The sequence below is a fragment of the Seonamhaeicola marinus genome (assembly GCF_008085455.1).
In genome coordinates, this window is record NZ_VSDQ01000515.1 from 1 (window position 1) to 443 (window position 443).

The window sequence follows — 443 nt, forward strand, 5'->3', positions numbered from 1 at the left end:
AATAGTATTAAAGTTAACTAACGTAATTGATGTATCATACGAATCACTTGAGCCAACAATATTAATGGTGTAATCTTCAACTTCACCATCAAAACCATTTTCACAAGTTGTTGGCAAACCATCATCTTTAAATTTAGTAGATACACGCATAATTGTATTGCCTATTACAGCGTTATTAGGCACTAAAATAGGTAGGCTACTGTTTTGGGTTGCACCATTAGCTACATTGGTTGCATCGCCTAAATTGTATGTTTCGCCAGCATCATCAAAACTACAGTTTTGGTTCCAATCTATCCACACACGTGTGTTAGTGGTAAAATCACCATCGGTGTTAACTCTTACGGTTAAATTATACGTGTCGTTTCTGTTTACATCTGTTGATACGTTAGTGTAATTGCTATAACCACTGGGTTTTGCAGATGTTTGATTTATAGTATTAAATT

1 protein-coding gene is annotated in these 443 nt (G+C 34.5%); it reads right to left on the bottom strand.

Annotated features, from left to right (window positions below):
• On the bottom strand, positions 1–443 hold a 443-nt coding region (locus FUA24_RS25105), incomplete at both ends, for a GEVED domain-containing protein (RefSeq protein ID WP_246146993.1).